Annotated in this window: 16 protein-coding genes; 10 read left to right on the top strand and 6 right to left on the bottom strand. The window is 69.4% G+C overall.

Translation table 11 applies throughout. From position 1 onward, the window contains the following. Window positions 1–122: 122 nt before the first annotated feature. From B141_RS0101435 to B141_RS46960, 4 genes are all read left to right on the top strand, one after another. Complete coding sequence (locus tag B141_RS0101435; protein WP_020573384.1) at window positions 123–851, top strand: endonuclease/exonuclease/phosphatase family protein; 729 nt, start codon at window positions 123–125, stop codon at window positions 849–851. A 169-nt stretch (window positions 852–1020) separates the two neighbouring features. Continuing rightward, window positions 1021–1752: an SDR family NAD(P)-dependent oxidoreductase gene (locus B141_RS0101440; RefSeq protein ID WP_202805612.1), complete on the top strand. Its 732-nt coding sequence runs from the start codon at window positions 1021–1023 to the stop codon at window positions 1750–1752. 125 nt (window positions 1753–1877) lie between these two features. Next, on the top strand, window positions 1878–2396 hold the full coding sequence (locus tag B141_RS0101445; protein ID WP_020573386.1) for a 2,4'-dihydroxyacetophenone dioxygenase family protein: 519 nt from the start codon (window positions 1878–1880) through the stop codon (window positions 2394–2396). 42 nt (window positions 2397–2438) lie between these two features. Then, window positions 2439–3485: a LysR family transcriptional regulator gene (locus tag B141_RS46960; protein WP_084678036.1), complete on the top strand. Its 1047-nt coding sequence runs from the start codon at window positions 2439–2441 to the stop codon at window positions 3483–3485. Here the strand turns inward: B141_RS46960 and B141_RS48930 are convergent. Together B141_RS48930 and B141_RS0101465 are read right to left on the bottom strand one after the other, a co-directional pair. After that, a complete protein-coding gene (locus B141_RS48930) occupies window positions 3368–4318 on the bottom strand; it encodes a hypothetical protein (RefSeq protein WP_157180728.1) in 951 nt (316 codons plus the stop codon). The two genes, B141_RS46960 and B141_RS48930, sit on opposite strands and share 118 nt — an antisense overlap. Window positions 4319–4376: 58 nt before the next feature. Continuing rightward, the gene (locus B141_RS0101465) at window positions 4377–5135 is read right to left on the bottom strand and encodes an alpha/beta hydrolase (RefSeq protein ID WP_020573390.1); all 759 of its coding nucleotides are present in this window, start codon (window positions 5133–5135) and stop codon (window positions 4377–4379) included. Window positions 5136–5319: 184 nt separating this feature from the next. On the opposite strand from B141_RS0101465, the gene B141_RS0101470 reads away from it, so the two are divergent. The 5 genes from B141_RS0101470 (at window position 5320) to B141_RS0101490 (ending at window position 10862) form a co-directional block, all read left to right on the top strand. Then, the gene (locus tag B141_RS0101470) at window positions 5320–6150 is read left to right on the top strand and encodes a lysophospholipid acyltransferase family protein (RefSeq protein ID WP_020573391.1); all 831 of its coding nucleotides are present in this window, start codon (window positions 5320–5322) and stop codon (window positions 6148–6150) included. Between the two features lie 2 nt (window positions 6151–6152). Then, a complete protein-coding gene (gene macS, locus B141_RS0101475) occupies window positions 6153–7370 on the top strand; it encodes a MacS family sensor histidine kinase (protein WP_020573392.1) in 1218 nt (405 codons plus the stop codon). Window positions 7371–7474: 104 nt separating this feature from the next. Continuing rightward, window positions 7475–8173 carry a response regulator gene (locus B141_RS38395; RefSeq protein ID WP_020573393.1) on the top strand — a complete coding sequence of 233 codons (699 nt, stop codon included), beginning with the start codon at window positions 7475–7477 and terminating at the stop codon, window positions 8171–8173. Window positions 8174–8343: 170 nt separating this feature from the next. Continuing rightward, window positions 8344–9369: a 6-phosphofructokinase gene (locus tag B141_RS0101485; RefSeq protein ID WP_020573394.1), complete on the top strand. Its 1026-nt coding sequence runs from the start codon at window positions 8344–8346 to the stop codon at window positions 9367–9369. Between the two features lie 158 nt (window positions 9370–9527). Next, complete coding sequence (locus B141_RS0101490) at window positions 9528–10862, top strand: class II 3-deoxy-7-phosphoheptulonate synthase (protein WP_020573395.1); 1335 nt, start codon at window positions 9528–9530, stop codon at window positions 10860–10862. A gap of 478 nt (window positions 10863–11340) precedes the next feature. Here the strand turns inward: B141_RS0101490 and B141_RS38400 are convergent, their stop codons facing one another. Continuing rightward, entirely contained in the window at window positions 11341–14379 is a 3039-nt protein-coding gene (locus B141_RS38400; RefSeq protein ID WP_020573396.1) for an AfsR/SARP family transcriptional regulator, read from the bottom strand. 99 nt (window positions 14380–14478) lie between these two features. On the opposite strand from B141_RS38400, the gene B141_RS0101500 reads away from it, so the two are divergent. Next, on the top strand, window positions 14479–15534 hold the full coding sequence (locus B141_RS0101500; protein WP_020573397.1) for a threonine aldolase family protein: 1056 nt from the start codon (window positions 14479–14481) through the stop codon (window positions 15532–15534). Between the two features lie 36 nt (window positions 15535–15570). Here the strand turns inward: B141_RS0101500 and aroF are convergent, their stop codons facing one another. From aroF to B141_RS0101515, 3 genes are all read right to left on the bottom strand, one after another. Then, window positions 15571–16599, bottom strand: coding sequence for a 3-deoxy-7-phosphoheptulonate synthase (gene aroF, locus B141_RS0101505; RefSeq protein WP_237742591.1), 1029 nt, complete (start codon window positions 16597–16599; stop codon window positions 15571–15573). A gap of 219 nt (window positions 16600–16818) precedes the next feature. Further along, window positions 16819–17466, bottom strand: coding sequence for a molybdopterin-dependent oxidoreductase (locus tag B141_RS0101510; protein ID WP_020573399.1), 648 nt, complete (start codon window positions 17464–17466; stop codon window positions 16819–16821). 126 nt (window positions 17467–17592) lie between these two features. Next, window positions 17593–18942: an ABC transporter substrate-binding protein gene (locus tag B141_RS0101515; protein WP_020573400.1), complete on the bottom strand. Its 1350-nt coding sequence runs from the start codon at window positions 18940–18942 to the stop codon at window positions 17593–17595. Between the last annotated feature and the right edge of the window lie 29 nt (window positions 18943–18971).

Genomic DNA, 18971 nt, shown 5'->3' on the forward strand with positions numbered 1-18971 from the left:
CTCTTTCACGCTCAGCAAATGACCGGGCCCGGCAAGGAGCGCCGCCGCGCCACCAGACACACGAAACCCACGACCGGCGGGTCAGCATCCCTCTGGACGGCAGCGCCGGATACCGTCATCCCATGACGCAGCTGCGGGTCCTCAGCTACAACGTACGGGGGCTGCGAGACGACGTGCCGGTGTTGGCGGAGATCGTCCGCCGCTGCCGCCCCGACGTGCTCGTTGTGCAGGAGGCGCCGGCCGTTCTGCGCTGGCGTTCGAAGTGCGCGGCCCTGGCCCGCACGTGCGGCCTCGTCTATGTGGCTGGCGGGCGCACTGCCGGCGGCAACCTCCTGCTCTGCCATCAGCGGATCAGCGTTCACGGTGTGAGCGAGCAGCGGATTCCACAGCGACTCCGCGACCCGATCCGGGGAGTGGTCGCCGCCACGTTAGGCGAGGGTTCGCTGCGCTTCGGTGTCGTCGGCATCCACCTCGGGCTGTCCGCTGAGGGGCGCCGGCGGGAGGTGGGCGAGGTGCTCGCGACCACCCGCTCGTTCGGTGACCTTCCGGTGATTGTCGCCGGTGACCTCAACGAACATCCGGACGGCCCGAGTTGGAAGGCGTTCACAGAGGCCGGACTGCGCGATCTCGGCGTGGACGGCGCCGTCGCGACGTTCCCGGCCGGCGGCCCTTCGGCCCGGATCGACGGAATCTTCGCATCCGGCGAGCGGATCGTGGGGCGCGGTTGCGGCGTTCCCGAGTCCGCGGGCCTCGCCGACGCCGGGGATCCTGAGGACCCCAGTGACCTCGGCGCGGATTTCGTACAAGCCAGTGACCATCTTCCGGTCCTGGCCGTCCTCGACATCTCCTGACGGTGCCGCCCGCCAGCTTCGTTATACAAGCTATCTGCCAGCCGAATACTCCACCGGTTTCCTTGACGGCATTGGGCCGGACGTTCACGATTCCTTGTGACGCAAGGAGTTTCGAGGCCAGCTTCGACGCCGGAAGAGCGCGTGGCCGCACACGTGAGGGGTGGGACCGGTGGAGTCGGTTCTGGACGCGAAGCTGTTCGAAGGGCGCGTCGTGCTGGTCGTGGGGGGTACCGGCGGCATCGGTGGTGCGGTAGCCGAGGAGTTCGGCCGGCTCGGCGCCAGGGTCATCGCTGCTGGCCTCCCCACTGGCACGCCGTCAGCCGGCGACACGAGGGTCGCTGAGGTCGTCACCGTTGACCTCGCGCGGCCGGGCGAACTCGAGGAGCTGATCGCTCGGCAAGACCAGCTTGACGTCCTGGTCAACAGCGCCGGCATCATCGCGCGCCGGCGAGAGTACGAACCCGCCGTTTTCACCAGTGTGGTGGACGTCAATCTCACCGGCACCATGCGAGCCTGCGTCGCGGCCCGATCGCTCCTTTCGGCCTCGGAAGGCAGCATCATCAACGTCGCTTCGATGTTGAGCTACTTCGGAGGCCCGCTGGTCCCCGCCTACTCCGCCAGCAAGGGCGGCGTCGTCCAGCTCACCAAGTCCCTCGCCGTCGCATTCGCCGAAGACGGTATCCGGATCAACGCCGTCGCCCCCGGCTGGATCCGTACGCCCCTCACCGCGGCACTCCGCGAGGACCGCGACGCCGAGCGCCGCATCCTCGAGCGCACTCCGCTTCGCCGTTGGGGCACGCCGGACGACCTCGCGCAGGTGGTGGCGTTCCTCGCCTCGCCGGGAGCGGCCTTCATCACCGGGGCTGTCGTTCCCGTCGACGGCGGATACCTGGCGGCGTAGATCCAGGAGCCCCAGTAGGTCCACAGGACTGACCGGGTTGCGCCGGGCGTCGAGCCTCAGTTGATGCGTCCGGCATCGGTCAACCGGTCCGGCGTACCCCACCACGACCTGGAAAGGACACAGACATGACCGAACGCGAAGCCAAGGACCTGGTGTTCGGGAAGGTGGCCGAATCCGACGGCGTCCTGCAGGAGATCGCGATCGCCGCGATGCCGGACGATGAGCGGATCTGGGTGGAGCAGGAACCAGACGTGTGGTTTCGCCCGCTGATGTTCAACACCGTGGTGGGGCAGTGGTGCAACCTTCTGCGGGTCACCAGGTCCGGCATCGTCTCACGGCACCGCCATCCCGCCGCCGTCTACGGATATGTCATCAAGGGGAAGTGGCATTACTACGAGCACCCGTGGGTTGCCGAAGCTGGCCATTTCGTCTACGAACCACCAGGTGAAATCCACACCCTCACCGTTCCCGAGGACTGCCCGGAGATGGTGACCTTCTTCAATATCACCGGCGCGATGGTCTATCTCGACGCCGAGGGGCGCCAGATTGGCTACGAAGACGTCTGGACCAAGATCGAGCTCTGCCGCGCCCATTACGCGAAAGTCGGGCTGGGGGCAGAATTCGTTGAGCAATTCATCCGGTGAACCGCCGACTGATCACGATCGTGGCAGTGGGGAGCCGCCGTCATGGACCTCGCCCAGATCTATCGCTTCCGCCTGGACTGGATCGCAAGCTTCGTCGCGGTCGCGCGGTACGGCGGGTTCTCAGCCGCCGCCGCGGCGCTGTACCGCTCGCAGCCTCGGGTCAGCATCCACGTCGCTGAACTCGAGCGCGCACTCGGCGTCAAGTTGTTCGACAGGTCGGTGCACCCGGCCGTCCTCACCCCGGAAGGGCGCGCGGCCCTCCCACACGCCGAGGCGGTCCTGCACCACGTTCACGAACTCTGCAACGGTGCGGCCGCCGACGGCAGCGTCCGCGGCGACGTGCGCCTGGCGATCTACCCCAGTGCGGCGGCCTTCCTGATCCCCGACCTGCTGGTCGAACTCCGCCAGGCCCACCCGCACGTCAAGCTTGCCTTGCGGGAAGGGCCGACGATGGCGCTGGACGAGCTGCTGCTCGCCGGCGAGGCCGACCTGGCGGTCCGCCCGGTGCTGCCCCCGGTGGGGAGCGAGAAGCTCGCGCACGCCGTCCTCTGGCACGAGCCGCTCGTGGCCGTTGTCGGTCAACGTCACCCGCTGGCGACGCAGACCTTCGTGGAGCTGGACGAGCTCGCGGGCATGGCGCTGATCACCATCGGCGAAGGGGAGGAGCAGGCGAGTTCGCAGTTCGAGACCAATCTGGTGTTCGAGCAGGCTGGGCTCTCACCTCAGGTGGTGTTCCGGACGAACCAACCGCAGACGCTGGTGGCGCTGGTCCGCCGAGGCCTGGGCATCGGCGTGACCAACGGGCTGGCCATGACGACCTCCAACCTCGATGGCGTACGTCTGGTACGCATCGCGGACGCGCACTGCGAGCGCGAGGTGGCCCTGTGGTGGCGTACCGACCAATCTCGTTCGTTGGCCGTGTCCGCCGTTCACGAGATCATCTGCGGGCTTCCCGAGCCGTCGCTCGCGGCTCAGACGATGGCGCCGTCATCGTCGTCAGGTGGCCCGCCCTTCATGCGGAGCACCAATGCGAGGAAGCCGCCGATGAAGGCGACCACGCCGAGCAGCGCGAACCACGCGGGGACGTAGATGTCGGCGACGGTGGCGACCAGGAGCACGGCCGGGCCACCGAACAACGCGAGCCAGGCGACCTTGGTCACGGAGTCGAGCGGCGGCAGCGGGGGAGGCGGCGGGGGTACGTAGCGCTCCTCGGACGGCGGCCGGCCACCGGAACCCCGCGAGCCCTCGGCAGCGTGGTCGTCCCGGGCGCCCGAACTGGACCGATCGTCTCCGGGGTCGTCGGTGCCCGCCAACTCAGTCGGTTGGGCGAGGCTTTCGTCGACGTCCTCGAGCGCCGGCCACGGCCGGTCCCCGCCGGCCAGGTCGCGGTCGTAGCCGGCCACGATGTCGGCCCAGGCGCGTTCCTCGTCAAAGGTCGCCATCCGGGACCGGTCTGGATCGGGCTCGGGATGGTCGGCGGGATCGGAGTCGCCTCCTGCCTCGCCGCCGCTGTCGCCGGCCGCCTCGGTCACCGCGTCACCAGCGCCCCCGGACTCGCGGTCATCGGGGGATGTGCGGTCACTCGGGGAAGCCTCGACGCCTGAGCCTGCCTGGCTGTCGGGTCCGTCGTCCCGGAGTTTCGGGAGGTTGTCGCCGAGCAGCGTCCGGGCCCGCTCCTGCGCGCTCGCGTCGACGTACAACCGGTCACACGGAACCGAGGGAAACCGGATCTCCAGGCACAGACCGGGCACCGGCGGACAGGGCTCGGTGTAGGCGGCGACCTGCGCCTGCCGGAGGATCGTGAGCATGGCGTCGGCCGCGTCGGGATCAAGGTCGGCGATCGCGACATAGGACGCGGCATTCAGACCGTTGTCTCGCATCGCTACCTCCCCGGAGACGAACCCACCACTCTCAGGACGCACCACGTGGAGCATGGCCGGCCCGCGTCCCCCGCGTTACGCGCACCGACCTCAGGTTGCATCATCCAGCTCGACTCTGGCACAGGCGTTCGACGAAACCATGGGTCTCCTCGAAGACCGTGAGCGCGTCGAAGTCGAGTGTGGCGACATGGTAGCTGTCGGCCAGCGTGTGTTCTTCGATCTCCCGAGAGCCGACACGCGCTCGTAACAGCCGCAGGCTCGAGCCGTCGAGGACGTGGTCGTTGGCTGACCGGAACACCAGGAGCGGCTGCGTCACCCGCGGGAGGTCGGCGGCGACGATCCGCCAGAGCCGGGTGAGGGAGTACAACGCGGTCAGGGGCGTGCGGTCGTAGGCACCCTCATGGACACCGGGTTTGTGGATGTCGTGGCCGAGAGCGGGCTGCGAGGGTACGAACCGATGCAGCACCGGCAGGGCGACCAGTCGTGGATCGCGGCTCCAGATCGCGGGGTTGACGACGACCACGCCGGCCACCGCCGGGCCATGGACCTGCGCCAACCGCAGCGCGAGGCACCCGCCCATCGACTGCCCACCGACGACCACCGTGTCGCAGTCCTCGGCCAGCCGCAGGAAGGCCCGCTCCAGTGCGGCGAACCAGTCCTGCCATCCCGTGCGGTTGAGCTCCTGCCAGGTGGTCCCGTGGCCGGGCAGGCGCGGAACCGCCACCCGTAACCCCTGCGCCGCCAGGTGCTCAGCCCACGGCCGCATCGACGCGGGCGAGCCCGTGAAACCGTGACAGAGCAGGACTCCGGTCGGCCCGGTGCCGGCGTACAGAGGCTCGGCGTGCGGCAGCACTGCCACGGGCACGCTCCCTCGGAGATCGCGCGGATGAGGACACGGAGAGTACCTGGTGCGGCATCGTTTCATGCCGCCACGTCCCCTCGACCGCTTTGTCCACCATTCCGTAACAACACGAAACCGGGCCCGGCGTTGCTCCGGCCCTGGCGGAGGCCTAGGGTGCCGAACAGGAAGACGGAGGTGGGGCTTGTTCTATTGGTTCCTCAAGGTCTTCGCTCTGGGGCCGCTTCTCAAGACGATTTACCGGCCCTGGGTCGAAGGTCTGGAGAACGTTCCCCGCGAAGGTCCAGCAATCTTCGCGAGTAACCACCTGTCTTTCGTCGACTCCGTGTTCCTACCGCTGGTGGTTACGCGGCGCATCACCTTCCCGGCGAAGATCGAGTACTTCATCGGCACCGGGGTGAAGGGGCGCCTCACGGCACTTTTCTTCCGGGGGATCGGGCAGGTGCCCATGGACCGCGCCGGCGGCCGGGCCAGCCAGCTCGCGCTCGACGCCGGCCTCCGGATCCTCCAGCGCGGCGAGATCTTCGGCATCTACCCCGAGGGCACGAGGTCGCCCGACGGGCGGCTCTACAAGGGCAAGACCGGCGTCGCCCGGCTCGCCCTCGCCTCCGGCGCGCCCGTGCTCCCCGTCGCGATGATCGGCACCGACAAGATGCAGCCGCCCGGCAAGGCGCTCCCCAAGCTCATGCGTCCCGGTGTCCGGATCGGCAAGCCACTGGACTTCTCCCGCTACGAGGGCATGGAGGACGACCGGTTCGTGCTCCGTTCCGTCACCGACGAGATCATGTACGAGCTGATGGAGCTGTCGGGCCAGGAGTACGTCGACATCTACGCGCAGAAGGCCAAGGACGAGCTGGCCCAGGCCAGGCGGCGCCCGATCGACTCCGGTGACCGCCCCACACCCGGAGGGCCGGAGGGCCCGGACGGCGCCGCCGGCGGGACGTCCGAGCCGTCCGCCGAACCATCCTCCGGATCGGAGGAGCCCGGCGATCCCGGCGTCCGCAAGGCGAGCTGACCGTGTCAGAGCCTGGGTCGGGCGTCTCGGACGCGTTCCGGCCAGTAGTACCCCCACCCGACCAGGACCAGCTGCCCCGGCCGGGCGGTGAGCTGGCTGCCCCGGGAGTCCCAGACTCGACCGGTTCGCTCTGGAAGGCGCTGGCGGTCCTGCGGTTCGTACTCCTCGCGCAGGCACTCGTCGTCAATCTGCTCCGCTGGCAGGAGTTCGACCACCCTCTGACCGGGTGGCTGATCCTCACCGTGATCTCGGCGTGGACCCTGATCGCCACCTGGCTCTATGACGCTCCCCGCCGGCGCCGGTGGCCGGTCCTGACGGCGGACCTCGCCATCGCCATCGGTGCGTTGCTGACCACGCCGTACGTCCTCAGCGACGAGATGCTGGCTCGCCACGACTTCACCGTTCCTACGTACTGGATCACCGCGGCCGTGCTCGCGTGGGCGATCCACGCCGGGTGGGCCGGTGGTGTCGCGGCCGGCCTCGCCGTCGTACCAGCCGACCTCGCCACCCGCGCGGTGTTCAACGCCACGACGGTCGGCAACCTGTTTCTCCTGCTGTTGGCCAGTGCGGTCGTCGGATACACCTCGCAGTTGATACGCGAGGCCGCGGCTGAGCGGGCCCGCGCCACCGAGCTCGCCGCCCGGACGGCTGAGCGGGAGCGCCTGGCCCGGGTCGTTCACGACGGGGTCCTGCAGGTGCTGACGTACGTCCAGCGGCGAGGTACCGAGATCGGGGGTGACGCCGCAGCGCTCGCGGCAGCGGCCGCGGAGCAGGAGGAACGCCTCCGCGCGCTCATCCGCGGGCAGCCCGGAACTCTCGAAGGCCGCTCCGACGGTCAGGTCGACCTCGGTCGGGGGCTCGCCGGCCTGGGCGCGGCCGGAATCTCCGTCGCGGCCCCCGCCGAGCCGGTGTTCCTTGCCGCCGGAGCCGCCGGAGAACTCCTCGCCGCGGTCGGCGCCGCCCTCGACAACGTGCGCCAGCACGCTCCCGCCGCACGGATCTACCTCCTGCTCGAGGACGACGGCGGCGGCGTCGTGATCAGCGTCCGGGATGACGGTCCCGGCATCCCCGACGGCCGCCTGGGCGAGGCCGAAGCCGACGGGCGGATGGGCGTGAGCCGGTCGATCCGCGGTCGGCTCCACGAACTCGGTGGCACTGCCACGCTCACCAGCGCGCCGGGCAAGGGCACCGAATGGGAGCTCCGCGTTCCCCGTTCCTGACCCGACTCGCTCCTGAGGATCCGCGCTGGGGCGCGGCCCGGGCGTCTCGTGGGCTCGAGTACGACGTTGACGAGGCACCCGCCAGGGTGCGTAAGGTCGTTGCCATGATCCGCGTGATGGTTGTCGACGACCACCCGATGTGGCGAGCGGCCGTCGTGCGTGACCTCGACCAGGCGGGGTTCGACGTCGTGGCCGAGGCGGGTGCCGGTGACGAGGCGCTGCGGCGGGCGGAGGCGGTCCGGCCCGAGGTCGTCGTGCTCGACCTGCAGATTCCGGTGCTCGGCGGGGTCGAGGTGACGCGCCGGCTGGTCGAGGCCGACTCCGGTGTCCGGGTCCTGATCCTTTCCGCGAGCGGTGAGCAGTCGGATGTCCTCGCCGCGGTCAAGGCGGGTGCTGCCGGCTACCTGGTGAAGTCGGCCTCCCGGGAGGAGTTCGTCGACGCCGTACGCCGTACCGCCGAGGGTGACGCCGTCTTTACGCCGGGGCTCGCCGGACTCGTGCTGGGGGAGTTCCGGCGCCTGTCGGGAGCGTCGCGGGTTGCCGAGCCGGTCGCGCCCCAGCTCACGGAGCGCGAGACCGAGGTGCTCCGGCTGGTCGCGAAGGGACTGAGCTACAAGGACATCGCCGAGCGCCTGGTGCTCTCGCACCGCACCATCCAGAACCACGTCCAGAACACCCTCCGCAAGTTGCAGTTGCACAACCGCGTCGAGTTGGTGAGGTACGCGCTGGAGTCCGGCCTGGACGGTTCCGACGACGACGCTGGAGACACGGGCGCCTCCGGGCATGTCCGTCATGCACCGTGATATGTCCGGATCCGGCCCCGTCGCCATCGCGGCGACCAGTGTGGTGCTTCGGCGTCACGCACGGATGCTGACACTCCCGGCGTGGCGCCCTGGCCCCGCCGGGTGGGTGGACAGCACCGCGACTAGGCTCGACAACGACCTGTTCTTGCGGTCTTGTGAAAGGACTGTCAATGCGCGTTGGAGTGCTCACCGGCGGTGGTGACTGCCCAGGCCTGAACGCCGTCATCCGCGCCGTGGTCCGCAAGGGTGTCGCGGAGTACGGCTATGAGTTCCTCGGCTTCCGCGACGGCTGGAAGGGGCCGCTGGAGAACGTCACCTGCGAGCTCGGCATCCCGCAGGTCCGGGGGATCCTCCCGCGCGGCGGCACCATCCTCGGATCCTCGCGGACCAACCCGTTCAAGATCGAGGGTGGCGTCGAACGCGTCAAGGAAAACCTGGCCGCGAATGGCGTCGACGCCCTCGTCGCCATCGGCGGTGAGGACACGCTCGGCGTGGCGACGAAGCTGTCCGAGCTCGACGTCAACGTGGTCGGCGTACCCAAGACGATCGACAACGACCTCGGCGCCACCGACTTCACGTTCGGCTTCGACACCGCGGTCAACATCGCCACCGAGGCGATCGACCGGCTGCACACGACCGCGGAGTCCCACCACCGGATCGTCGTGGTCGAGGTGATGGGACGGCACGCGGGCTGGATCGCGCTCCACTCCGGCCTCGCCGGCGGCGCGAACGTCATCCTCATCCCCGAGGTGCCGTTCGACATGGAGAAGGTCGTCGAGCACGTCGAGAGCCGGTTCCGCACCAACTACTCGCCGATCATCGTGGTCGCCGAGGGCGCGACGCCCAAGGAGGGCACGCACGCCCTGCACAGCGAGGAGCTGGACGCGTTCGGCCACGTCCGCCTTGGTGGCATCGGCGACATGGTGGCGCAGGAACTCGAGAAGCGCACCGGCAAAGAAGCCCGTGCGGTCGTCCTCGGGCACACCCAGCGGGGCGGCACGCCCACGGCGTTCGACCGGTGGCTCGCGACGAGGTTCGGCCTGCACGCCATCGAGGCCGTTCACGACGGTGACTTCGGCAAGATGGTCGCGCTGCGGGGCACCGACATCGTGCGGGCGCCGCTCGCCGAAGCGACCCGCGAGCTGAAGGTCGTGACTCCCGAGCTGTACGCCGAGGCCGGCGTCCTCTTCGGCTGACCAACCCGGTGATCATGATTGTGATCATGAAGCCGAACGGGGTTATATGACCGGTCAGCCTTCATGATCACGCTCATGATCACGGCGCGGGACGGAGTGCGGGGGAGCATGGCCGACCTGACGGCTCGCGCGGCGCGCGGAGGGCGTGCCTTACCCTCGTGGGCGTGAATTCTCTCAGCGCCTGGCGAGCCCGTCCGGCCGCCCAGCAGCCGGAATGGCCCGATCAAGCCGCCGTCGATGCCGCCTCCGCGCAGCTCCGGACATTTCCGCCACTCGTCTTCGCCGGCGAGTGCGACGCCCTGAAGGCACGGATCGCCGATGTCGCGACCGGCAGGGCGTTCTTCCTGCAGGGTGGCGACTGCGCCGAGACGTTCAACGGCGTCGGTGCTGACGCGCTGCGCAACAAACTCCGCACGATCCTGCAGATGGCGGTCGTGCTGACGTACGCGGGCAGCGTGCCGGTCGTGAAGGTCGGCCGGATCGCCGGTCAGTACGCCAAACCACGGTCGAAGCCCACGGAGACCCGCGAGGGTGTGGAGCTTCCGGCGTACCGCGGCGACGCTGTCAACGGCTTCGAGTTCACCCCGGAGGCCCGCGTCCCCGACCCTGACCGGCTGGTCCGGATGTATCACTCGTCCGCGGCGACGCTCAACCTCGCCCGGGCGTTCGTGATCGGCGGTGAGGCCGATCTGCGCCAGGTCCACGCCTGGAACACCGACTTCGTCCGCGACAGCCCCGTCGGGGAGCGCTACGAACGCATGGCGCGTGACATCGACCGCGCGATCTCGTTCATGCACGCGTGCGGCGCGGACCCCGCGGAGTTCCACTCGGTCGACTTCTACGCGAGCCACGAGGCGTTGCTGCTCGACTACGAAGAAGCACTCACCCGGATCGACTCCCGCACCGGTACGCCGTACGACACCTCGGGTCACTTCCTCTGGATCGGTGAGCGGACGCGGCAGCTCGACGGGGCGCACGTGGAGTTCGCCCGTCATGTCCGCAACCCGATCGGTGTGAAGCTCGGTCCGACCACGACGCCGGAGGACGCGCTCGCGTTGATCGACGTCCTCGACCCCGAGCGGGAGCCGGGCCGGCTGACGTTCATCACCCGGATGGGCGCGGGCAAGATCCGTGACGCGCTGCCGCACCTGGTCGAGAAGGTCACCGCCAGTGGGGCGAGCGTGGCCTGGGTGTGCGACCCGATGCACGGCAACACCTTCGAGACGCCGAGCGGCTACAAGACGCGGCGGTTCGACGACGTGCTGGATGAGGTCGAGGGCTTCTTCGAGGTCCATCGCGCCCTCGGCACGGTGCCGGGCGGTCTCCACGTCGAGCTCACCGGTGACGAGGTGACCGAATGCCTCGGCGGTGGGCACGAGTTGGCCGAAGCAGACCTCGTCCACCGGTACGAAACCGTCTGCGATCCGCGGCTCAACCGGGCTCAGTCCCTCGAGCTCGCGTTCCTCGTCGCAGAAATGCTGAGCGCTCGCTAGTCACGTTCGCCGGTTCAAGAAAAATTCAAGGTCGGCGACTACGTCGGTCGGGCAATCTCTCCCATGGTGCGCAGCCGTCCGTACGGTTTGCGGCCGTCGTCGTAGTGCGATGCGGCTCGAGCCGACGGCGTTCTACGAAGCCTCTGGTAAGGCGTTCCAGTTCGAGACTCGCCCGTCGCACGGTCGAGGAACGTCCGGAGTGACCACATTGGCGGCCGGCGGTACCCACTGCGGTGCCGACCGGGGGGTGGCACCGCAGTGGAGCCGCCGCCGACCAAACTGCGTCACGTCCGGTCGTGAGATCACTGGATGTCTTTACGCAGGGCTGGCCAACGGGCATAGGCCACCGCAGTGCCGACCACGGGGCGGCGATGCGGTGTGCCTCGCCCGGCCCGGATGATTGCTCGCGTACCGCAGTCGACGCACGGTTCTCCTGGTCGCTGCGCTGTCGTGTGAGGCCCATTCGGGCCTTAACTCCCTACGTGTCACCGTTGTTCTCCAGGAGGGTGTACACCTGCTGCGCCTCACCCACGCCCAGCTCGCGGAACTGTTCGTACGCTTCCCGCAGGAACTCCCGGGCGCGCTCGGTCTGGCCCACGTCGCGGAGCGTCTCGCCCAACCGCCAGGACACGTACGCCGCCTCGAACGGAAAGGTCGCCCCCTGACAGAGGTTGAGGCCGGTCTCGCAGTGTCGCAGGGCCAGGGAAAGCTGGCCCGACAGCCGAAGCGCGTGCGCGAGTTCGGCGTGCAGGGACACCGTGCGCTGCCGCATCTCGATCCGCTCGGCGATGGTGAGGGCGGCTCGGAGTTGGCCGACGGCCTCGGCGTAGCGGCCCGAGCCCAGGTGGGTGTTTCCGAGCATGGACAACGCGATGGCTTCACCGCGACGGTTGCCGAGCGTGCGGTGGAGCGCGAGCGACTCCGCGGCGAGCGGCGCGGCCCGAGCCGGGTCGTCGGCGATCAGGTAGGCCTCGGCGAAGTTGGTGAGGATGACGGCCTGGCCCACCTGGTCGCCGTTCGCCTGCGCGAGTTCGAGTGCCTCCTGGAGTGCGTTGATGGCGTCCGCGGAACGACCGAGTCGCGCGTGGGTGGTACCGAGGTGGGCGAGTGCGATCGCCTCGGCGTAACGGTCACCGGTCTCCCTGCTGAGCGCGAGTCCGTCCAGGAGCGACGCGGTCGCGGTCGCGAATTCTCCCCGCCGCCACAGCACCTCTGACAGGTTCGTCAGCGTCACACCCTCACCGTGCCGGTCACCGATCGCGCGGTACGACGCGAGCGCCTGGTGGTACTCCTCGACCGCCTCGTCAAGGCGGCCTTGCCGGGCGATCGCCAGCGCGATGGCCTCGGCGAAGTCGGCCTTGGCCTGCGGGTCATCCAGCCGGCGCGCGACCTGGAGGGCCTGCTCACACAGGAGTTCCCCATCGGTCCACTGCGACTTGTGGGACTGGAATGACTCGAGCGCGTGGGCGACCTCCATCGCCACGGCCGCGCGGCCGTCGTCGGGGGACGAGGCGGCCTGCCGGGCTAGCGCGAGGAGGTTGGCGTACTCGTCCGCGGTCCAGGCGATGGCGGTGGCCCGGTCGGAGAGCGGCAGGGCGCCCATGGTGTTCAGGCCGGAGTTGCGCGGCGTGGTTCTGATCAGCTGCGCGGCCCGCGCCGAGGTGCCGAGCCAGATACGCCAGGCGCGATCGAGCGCGGCGTTGTTGTACGCCTCAGAACCCGCGCGGGCGGCCACCTCCCGCGCGTAGTCGCGGGTGAGGTCGTGCATCCGGTGACGGCCGGGCGTACGGCTCTCGAGGAGTTGAGCGTCCAGGAGCCGGTCGAGGATGGTCTCGGTGGTGGGTTCGTCGCGGTCGAGGAGGCGGGCCGCGACAGGCACGCTGAGGTCTGGTCCGTCGGGGAGGGCGAGGAGACCGAAGGCGCGTGCGGCCTCCTGATCGAGCTGGATCTCACTGTCGTGGAGGGCGCGGTAGGTGACGTCGAGGCAGGCCCGGACAGTCAGATCGTGGTGACCGAGTTCGTCAAGGCGACGTTGACGGTCGGTGAGGCGTTCGACGAACGTCCGGATCGGCCAGTCGGGACGGGCGAGCATCCGCGCGGCCGTGATGCGGAGTGCGAGTGGGAGGTGGCCGCAGAGTTCGGCGAGCCGGGCAGTCTCCTCGGGCGCGGCGGCGCAGCGGCCCGAGATGTCGAGCCGGCTGAGGACCACCGCGGACTCCTCCGGCGGGAGGGTGGTGAGGCCGATGTGGACGGCGTCGTCGAGGGTCGTGAGGGGGCTACGGCTGGTGATGAGGGCAGCGGACCTGGTGCCGGTCGGGAGGAGTGGGCGGACCTGGCTGACGCCGGCGGCGTTGTCGAGAAGGACCAGCAGCTTGAGTTCGGCGGTGATCGTCCGGAACAACGCGGCCGCCTCGTCGACATCGGACGGGATGGCGCTGCCGTCCACGCGGAGCGCCCGCAGGAACCTGCTTAGTACGTCGAGCGGCTCCAGTGGTGAGAGGCCCGGACTCGCGCCCTGCAGGTCGACGTACAGCTGTCCGTCCGGAAACTGGCTGCGAACGCCGTGCGCGGCGACCAGCGCGAGCGTCGACTTCCCGATCCCACCAGGTCCGTAGACCGCGACGGTCGCGGTGGCGCTGAAGAGGGCCTTCTGGGCGTCGGCGAGCTCGGGCCCGCGCCCGACGAAGGTCGCGGGCAGGCGTGGGAGCTGGCGGGGGAGTTCGGGCTGGGAGGACGCGGCCGAACCACCGGCCCGGAGGCCGGCGACGGCGGAGATGGGCACCTCCAACGTGGGGTCGCGGCGAAGGATGCGCTGGTGGAGACGCTGGAGCTCGGGTCCGGGTTCGGTGCCGAGCTCCTCGCCGAGGTGGTCGCGGGTGCGGGCGTACAGGTCCAGCGCCTCGGCGCGCCGGCCCACGGTGCTTAGCGCCCGCAGGAGCTGGCCGATCAAGGGCTCGGACAGGGGATTCTCGTCCAGCCAGTCCCGTAGGTCGTCGATGAGTTCGGCGTGCCGGCCAAGCCGGAGCTCGAGCTCACCGAGTTCGGTGAGCGCCGCGAGGCGCTGCTGGCGGAGGTTGTCGCGGGTCCGCGCCACCCACTCCCCGGGCAGGTCGGCGAGGGGACTGCCGCGCCAGAGGCCGAGTGTTGAACGCAGCAGCCGGGCCGCGCCCCGGGCGTCAGTCCTGACGAGGGTGTGTGCCTCGGTGAGGGACTGACGGAAGCGGACGAGATCGACCTGCTCCGGTGTGGCGGTCAGGGCATAGCCGCCCGGCTTGCGGAGCACCGTCACCTCGGGTCCGAGCGCCCGGCGGAGTCGGGTGAGGTAGCTGTAGAGGGCGCGACGAACTTCCTTGGGCGAGGAGTCCCCCCAGACCCGCTCCACGAGGACCTCGATGGGCAGGGGGTGTCCGGGTGTGACGGCGAGCGCCGCGAGCACGCAGCGCTGCTTGGCCGGACCGATGTCGATCCGTCCGTCCGCTGACCAGACCTCGACCGGCCCGAGAAGCCGGAACTCCATCACACCTCCGCTCCCGGGCCTGCTTCCGTCGCGATCAGGGGCAATCCCACCAGAATAGGCGGATGCCGGACGGAGCCAGGGCCGGCTAGCGTGTCAGGTGTGACCGAGACCCCGCACGACCCCCCGATCGATCTCCGCAGCGACACCGTGACCCGGCCGACCGACGGGATGCGGGCCGCGATGGCTTGTGCCGACGTCGGCGACGACGTTTACGACGAGGACCCCACCTGCCACGCGCTGGAGGAACGCGTCGCCGCGCTGCTCGGCAAGGAGGCGGCGGTCTTCACGGTCACCGGCTCGATGGCCAATCTGCTGGCGGTCCGGGCCCTCGTCCCGCCCGGCAAGGAGGTGCTCTGCGAGGCTCGGGCGCACATCGCGCGGGCCGAACTCGGCGCCCACGCCGCGATCTTCGGTGTCACCAGCCGCACCTGGGCCCACCCCCGTGGCCTGCTCGACCTGGACGCCGTGCAGGCGATGCTGGTGCCGGACGCCGGACCGTACTTCGTGTCGACCGCGGCCGTCTCGGTGGAGAACACCCACAACTTCGGTGGCGGCAGCATCCAGCCGTACGAAGGACTCCGCAAGCTGCGCGAGGTCACTGGCGCGGTCGGAGTCGGCGTTCATCTCGACGGTGCCCGGCTGTGGAACGCCAGCGTCGCGGCGGGGATCCCGGTGGGGGAGTACGCCGCGCTCGCCGACACCGTGTCGGTCTGCCTGTCCAAGGCGCTCGGCGCGCCGGTCGGCTCGGTGGTGGCCGGCACCGCCGAGCAGATGGCGGAGGCCAGGATCTGGCGGAAGCGACTCGGCGGCGGCTGGCGGCAGGCGGGAGTGCTGGCGGCGGCCGGGCTCTATGCGTTGGATCACCACCTCGACCGGTTGGCCGACGACCACACGAACGCGAGGGACCTCGCGCGCCGGCTGGCCGACGCGGTGCCCGGCAGCGTCGACCCCGCGGCCGTGGAGACCAACATCGTCGTGCTCAACCTGCCGGCGACTGGTCCGACGGCGGGTGAGGTGGCGGCGCGGGCCCGGCAGGACGGCGTACTCATCTCGGTACTTGGCCCGACCACGCTACGGCTCGTCACGCACCTCGACGTCGACCAGGCTGCCTGTGCGCACGCCGCCGAAGTGCTCGCCCGGGCGCTCACCAGCTGACACCCCAGCCCTCAAGCAGGGTGGGCGGCGTCGCCGTCAGCTGAGGGGTTCGGCCGGACGGCGACCGAGCAGCGGGGGTAGCTGGCGTACGGCGGAGGCGAGTTCGCGCAACTCAGAGCCCGCAAGGGAGTGTTGACCGTCGACGACCGCGTTCTCAGGATCGGGATGGACGTTGATCAGGAGGCCGTCGGCGCCGGCCGCGATCGCCGCCCGGGCGAGGGGCACCACGAGGTCGCGGCGGCCGCACGCCTGGGACGGGTCGGCGATCACCGGCAGGTGTGACAGCTGCTGCACGAGCGGGATCGCCGAGATGTCGAGGGTGGAGCTGGTCGCCGTCTCGAACGTACGGATGCCGCGTTCGCAGAGGACGACGTGGGGGTTGCCCCGCTGCGTGAGGTACTCCGCCGCCATCAGCCACTCCTCGATGGTGGCCTGCATCCCGCGCTTGAGCAGGACGGGCTTGCCCGTGCCGGCCACACTGTCGAGGAGTGGGTAGTTCTGCATGTTGGCCGCGCCGATCTGCAGCATGTCGGCGTACGACGCGACCAGCGTGACATCGGCCGGGCTCATGGCCTCGGTGAGGATGAGCAGGCCGGTTGCCTCGCGGACGTCGGCGAGGATCTTGAGTCCGTCCTCACCCATGCCCTGGAACGACAGCGGGAACATCCGCGGTTTGTACGCACCACCGCGCAGGACACGGGCACCCGCGGCGGCCGCCAGCCGGGCCGCGCTGTGGGCCTGTTCGGCGCTCTCGACCGCGGCCGGACCCGCGATGAGGGTGAAGGTGTCAGGGCCGATCGGGATGCGGTGCCCAGGAGGCCCGATATGAATCACCGAGCGTTCGGCGTGGGCCTGGCTGCTGACCAGTTTGTACGGCGCGGAGACCCGCAGGATGGTGGAGACGCCGGGCATGGCGGGCAGGTTGAGCTCGTAGCAGCGTTGGGTGTCTCCGACGATGCCGATGATGGTGCGCAGCACACCATGACTGACGAACGCCTGGCTGCCCACGGACTCGATCCGCGCGACCACCGCTTCTATCTGGTCCTGGGGAGCGCCAGGATTCATGACAACCACCATGGCGAGGCGCGCCTCCGATCCTCGCCGGCGAGCCTCCGGGCCGGCGAGGAGCTGAGCGTATCCGCTGACCAGCTCGTGGACGCCTACCCGTCCGAGATCCGGACGCCGCAAGGCCAGCTTGCGTGCACTTGCGGGTGAGGGTGCGGGGATTACTACGCGGGAAACCGGCGACCGGCCTCTCACGTGGGCCTTAGAGGTCGTGACCTCTCAGCCGTCCTCCTGGTAGGAGTACCGCTGGCCGGACCACGGGTCGCCGGTGTTGTGGTAGCCCCGCTCCTCCCAGAAGCCCCGGCGTTCCTCGGTGAGGTACTCGATGGAACGAAGCCACTTCGGGCCCTTCCAGGCGAACAGATGGGGCGCGACGAGCCGGAGTGGTCCGCCGCGTTCCGGTGGCAGTGGCTGGCCGCCGACGCGGGTGGCGAGGAGCGTGCCCTCGGAGCGGAAGTCGGCGAGGGTGAGGTTGGCGGAGTAGCCGTACTGCGCGCAGGCGAGCACCCAGCTGACGTCCTCGCGCGGAGGAACAAGCTGGAGGAGCGCACCCGCCGGGATCCCCTCCCAGGCGAGGTCGGGAACGCTGAAGCCGCTGACGCAGTGCAGGTCGCCGCGTACGCTCACCTGCGGCAGGGACTGGAGGGTGGCCAGGGTGAGTAGGTGCTCCTGGCCGGATGCCGTCGCGCCACCGACTCGTAGCTCCCAGGTGCTGGGGTCGGTCACGCGGGGGACCGGGCCGTAGTGGAGGACCTTCCAGTCGGTGGCCCAGCGCTGCCCGGGCGGGAGTCCATGCCGGGCGTCGATGTGTGAGGGACCGCTGGTCGACACGTCTGACTCCCCGCGCCGACTCTGCACGAAATCCATGATCTCAGATGCCGGAACGCTGCGGGGCGGGGGTCCTGAGGCTTGGGGCTTGGGGTTGGGGTCGGGGGCACCCTTGTCCGGCTCTATTGGCCAAGGGTGCCCCCGACTCACAAAACCCTCCTGCGGTCAGCCCTTCGGCTCCGAAAGTGTGAACGGACAGAACTGCTTCATCTGCGGGCCGACGCGGTTCTGGACCTGTTGCAACGCCTCGTCGGGAGTGATCTCGCCGAGGAGTACGCCTGACTGCGCGGCGTCCATGGCGTCCGAGACCTGCGCACCGACCGGGAGCGCCGGCCGGCTGAGCGTGTCTTTCAGCATGCTCGGGAAGATGCCTTGGTTCTTCGTGAGCTCCTGGTCATCAAGCAGGGACTTCCAGGTCGGAAGCTTGCTCTGGCCCTCGATGTAGAGCCGCTGCCCTTGTTCGCCGGCCATGAACTTCATGAACTTCCACGTCAGCTCCTGGTTCGGCGCCCCCTTCGGCATGGTGAGCGCGAAGCCACCGGCCCAGCTCATCGGCGGGTCGCCCTCCTTGGGAACGGGAAGGTACGTCACGCCGTAGTCGAGCTTTGGTGCGTAGTCGCGGATGCTCTGGAGCGACCAGTTACCGTCGATCGCCATGCCGATCTTTCCGGTGTAGAACGGCGACTGCTGAGGCGGTTGGTTCGGGGGACGGTACGTCGCGAGGAAGGTCTGGACCCGCCGGTAGCCGAGTTCCTTCGACCACGTCGCGAAGTCGTTCATGCTCTTCTCCCAGCCGGGGCTGGTGAAGGTGACCTCACAGGTCTTGTCGTCGAACCACTCGGCGTGGTTGATAAGCGCCCAGGTCGCGTGGAACGCCTGGCCATCCCAGGGGATGATGCCCATCCGGGTGTAATTGCCTCGCTTGTCCTTCTGGTCGATCTTCTTGCCGATTTCCAGAAGTTCGTCGATCGTGGGTGGGCCGTTGCTCGGGTCGAGCACGGCCGGGTCGACGCCGGCGTCTCGCAGCACGGTCTTGTTGTAGAGGAGTCCGCGCGCATCGGTGTCGAACGGCAGGGCGTACAGATCGCCGTTGTACGACGCCTCTCCGGCCGCGAACGGGAGGTACTTGTCCGTCAGGTTCTCTCCGTCCGCGTCCACTCGCGGCTGGAGGTTTTCGAAGAGCCCCACCGAGGCCTGCTGCGCCGTCGTGAAGCGGTCGATGATGTAGACGTTTGGCGGGGTCTTGCCGCGCACGGCGGCGATGAGCGCCGTGGCGTCGCCGGTGAACTGCCCCGACTTCGGGACCAGTTGGACCTTGACGCCGGGGTTGTCCTTCTCGAAGGCAGCGATGATGCGGTTCTGTGCCTTCAACTCGATCTCGCCGCCCAGGGACGTCCAGACGAGGAGTTGGTTGTCTGGCCGTTGACTCGTGCAGGCACCGGCGGCCATCGCCATCAGGAGGATGACCAGCGTCGTGAGACCAAGCCTGCGCGTGCGACTGATGCGCGATCCCATGTATCGAAGTCCTCTCACCTGCGCCCGGC

Source organism: Actinopolymorpha alba DSM 45243, assembly GCF_000373925.1.
GTDB classification, from domain to species: domain Bacteria; phylum Actinomycetota; class Actinomycetes; order Propionibacteriales; family Actinopolymorphaceae; genus Actinopolymorpha; species Actinopolymorpha alba.